3 protein-coding genes are annotated in these 3,690 nt (G+C 38.3%); 2 read left to right on the top strand and 1 reads right to left on the bottom strand.

Annotation, left to right across the window (positions count from 1 at the left end):
- Window positions 1–1,346: tRNA uridine-5-carboxymethylaminomethyl(34) synthesis GTPase MnmE (mnmE, locus tag AC4GME_RS06175; RefSeq protein WP_490379137.1), on the top strand; the 1,346-nt coding region annotated here is incomplete at its 5' end.
- 250 nt (window positions 1,347–1,596) lie between these two features.
- A complete protein-coding gene (locus tag AC4GME_RS06170) occupies window positions 1,597–2,538 on the top strand; it encodes a porin (protein WP_490375774.1) in 942 nt (313 codons plus the stop codon).
- An 814-nt stretch (window positions 2,539–3,352) separates the two neighbouring features.
- Here AC4GME_RS06170 and AC4GME_RS06165 read toward each other — a convergent pair.
- The coding region (locus AC4GME_RS06165; protein WP_490379136.1) for a DUF1731 domain-containing protein at window positions 3,353–3,690 on the bottom strand (338 nt) is incomplete at its 5' end.

Below are 3,690 nucleotides of genomic sequence, written 5' to 3'. Positions count from 1 at the left end.
TTGTTGCTCAAGCGACGGCACCTGGACGAGGAGGCGTGGGTATTATTCGCGTTTCCGGGCCTGATGCCGAAACGGTTGCTCAAGCGATTTTAGGCAAAGTGCCGAAAGTACGCTATGCCGAATACTTACCTTTTAAAGATCAACATCAAGAGGTACTTGATCAAGGTATTGCACTGCTGTTTAAAGCGCCTAACTCCTTTACAGGTGAAGATGTCTTGGAGCTTCAAGGTCATGGTGGACCTGTGGTGATGGATATGCTTATCAAAGCTATTTTAAGCTTCAAAAATATCCGCAGTGCCAATCCTGGAGAGTTTTCAGAACGTGCATTTATGAATGATAAGCTCGATTTAGCACAAGCTGAAGCGATTGCCGATCTTATTGAAGCCACTTCAGAGCAAGCTGCTAAAAGTGCGTTGAACTCACTGCAGGGTGAATTCTCAGAGAAAATTTATCATTTAGTTGAAAGCTTGATTCATTTACGTATTTATGTCGAAGCATCCATTGATTTTCCTGAAGAGGAGGTCGATTTTTTAAGTGATGGCAAAATTGCCACTGATTTATACAAAATTATTGATAATTTAGACGCGGTACAAAAACAAGCCAAGCAAGGCGCTATTTTACGTGAAGGTATGAAAGTGGTGATCGCCGGGCGTCCAAATGCGGGTAAGTCGAGTTTATTAAATAACCTTGTAGGTATTGAGCGTGCAATTGTTACTGATATTGCAGGTACCACGCGTGACGTGATGCGGGAGCATATCCATATTGATGGTATGCCTTTACATATTATCGATACAGCCGGTTTACGTGAAGGTGCTGATGAAGTTGAAAAAATAGGTATCGAACGAGCCTGGTCAGAAATTAACAGTGCCGATCGTGTTCTATTTATGCTTGATGCAACAACAACAGACGCAGAAAACCCGCATGATATTTGGCCTGATTTTATTGATAAGCTGCCTAAAGATATCGGCTTAACCGTTGTTCGCAATAAAGCGGATTTAACTGGCGAGTCTTTATCTGTAACTGAAGATCATCAACACCCAGTGTATCGTATTTCAGCTAAAACGGGCTTAGGTGTGGATGCATTAAAAGAGCACCTGAAAGATATTATGGGTTATCAAGGTAATAGCGAAGGCGGGTTTATGGCACGCCGTCGCCACTTAGAGGCGATCGATAATGCTCAAGCGCATCTACTTGAAGGTAAAATTCAGCTTGAAGAGTTCAAAGCTGGTGAACTGTTAGCTGAAGAGTTGCGTTTAACACAGCAATACCTTAGTGAAATCACCGGAGAGTTCAGCTCAGATGATCTTTTAGGGCGAATATTTTCGAGTTTTTGTATTGGTAAATAGATAATAGCTTCTAACTCCCCTCTTAAAAAAAGCCGTTAATTCACGGTTTTTTTTGTACCTCCGTTGTAATTGATAATGATTACCATTAAGATTCCATTTATTGAAATAAGCCATCGGCTATTTATTAGCCGTTACTTTATATTTGTCACAATTATGTCACAGAACGAAGTTAAGCTTCATTTCGTAAACAGCCATAGAGCTGATAAAACTTAAAATTTAATAATAACCTTTAAATAAATACGGAAGAACTATGAAAAAAACATTATTAGCAACAGTAATCGTGACTAGTTTGATTTCAGCAACAGCGGGTGCAGCGACTGTTTATGATAAAGATGGTACAACATTGAAAGTAGGTGGACGTGTTGAGGTTCGTGGTCTATTCAGCGATTCAGTTGAAGGTACTATGGAAGATAAAAGCCGCGCACGTATTAATTTTGCAGGCGAAACTCAAATTTCAGAGAACTTAACTGGTTTTGGTTTTATGGAATATGAAATCACAGCAAACGCAAAAGATAAAGCAGATAAAGATGATGGTTATTACTTAAAAAACCGTTACCTGTTTGTTGGTTTAGGTACTCAAATCGGTAATTTCTCTTACGGTAAACAAGATACCGCTAACGTACAAGTTTCTGATTTCTCTGATATCGCTTCTGAGCACTCTGGTCAGCAACAATACATCGATTCAGCTTCTGATAAACAAAGTAATACTTTTCTATACTCTGGCACTTTTGCTGATGCATTAACAGTACAGACTGACTACCTCGCTCAAGATGAAAAAGATGCTGATTCATTTGCTATCTCTGCTGTGTACTCTTTTGACTTTGGTTTAGATCTTGGTGCATCTTACTCTGATGCAGAACAAGCTAACCAAGCAACATTAGGTGCTGCTTACACTCTTAACAGCCTATACGTAGCTGCTACTTACGCTGGCGGTGATGTTGATGCGAGTACTGAATTCACCTCTTTAGAAGTTGCAGCACAATACAAAGTAACTAAAGAGTTACGTTTAATTGCTATCGTGGGTATGGCTGAAGAAGAAGTTTCTGGTGTTACTGCCGATACTGAAGACTTCTTTGCTTTTGAAGCACAATACCGCTTTAATAAGTCTATCCGTACTTATGCTTCTTACAAATTAGATAATTTAGAAGGTAAAGAAGATGAGTTATTAGTAGGTTTACGTTATAACTTCTAATTAATCAGCAACCAAGCTTAGCAACTACTTTTGCTGCTGTTACGACTTCTAGATCACACTTTACAGTATGATTTGAAAAGGAAATCCCAGCTAATTGCTGGGATTTTTTTGCTACAAATTTATCTTGTAAGAGATCGACCATTGTTGATTAGGGATATTGTTCCTATTAACCGCTGAATTTAGAGTGTTAATAACTCTCATTTCCTGTAACTTGTTGAATTATGGGTGAATATTATTTGTTGATATTCTTGGTATGGAAACTTATTGTTCTTTTTTGTCATATTTAACTTTATAAACACGTATTATCTATTTCGCAAGGACGGAGAGTGTTTTACAGGATGTAAAACAATCAATGATCGATGCAAGGATAACAACAGGATGTTGTTAAAGGTAAATAAGGATTATTTATCTAGTCAGGAAGACGCAAGGACACTCTTAGGATGAGAGATTATAAAACAGGATTGTTTTATATATCAGGATGATAAAGGAACAAGCTACAGGATGTAGTTAAGGAACACCTTCTAGGATTGAAGGTTAATAATAACTAGGATTGTTATTATTAGGTCAGGATGACAAAAGATGGACACCTCCTAAGGAACGGGAGATGATTGATAAACAGGATCGTTTATCTGATATGGATGTATAAAAGGATGTACCCAAAGGATTGGGAAGTGGACGCCTGGATGGGCATTAGTCAAACGGATGTACAGCAGGGAGCATCAACTATCACGGATTTAGATAGAGTGACTAAACTTAGGGCAGCTTCGGCTGCCCTTTCCTTTGCCTGTTTTTTAATATGTTATCAATAAAAAAACTAACCTAACTGCTTCAAAAGACTCTTTTCTAGTTTTGCATATTCAAACTCAAAACCCGCATCAATTAACTTTTTAGGTATTACATCTGTACTTGAGAGTAATAACTCTTTGCCCATTTCTGCAAACAATAATTTAACCAAAAACTCAGGCAGGGGCAGTAAACTTGGGCGTTTTAGTTGTTTTGCGAGTAACTGACTAAACTGTTGATTTGAAAGTGAGTTCGGTGAAACCATATTCACAGGCCCCTCGATTTGCTGGTTATGGATAATAAACAAAATTGCCTTGAGCAGATCATTGATATCAATCCAGCTCATAATCTGCTTGCCTGAGCCAATTC

The sequence above is a fragment of the Psychromonas sp. genome, assembly GCF_983033635.1.
The sequence above is the reverse complement of the archived record's forward strand: the minus strand, read 5'-3'. Positions and strand labels throughout refer to the sequence as shown.

Bases quoted from the DNA above. Each gene is read 5' to 3' on its own strand.
- AC4GME_RS06170 (WP_490375774.1), top strand. From the start codon at position 1,597: ATGAAAAAAACATTATTAGCAACAGTAATCGTGACTAGTTTGATTTCA.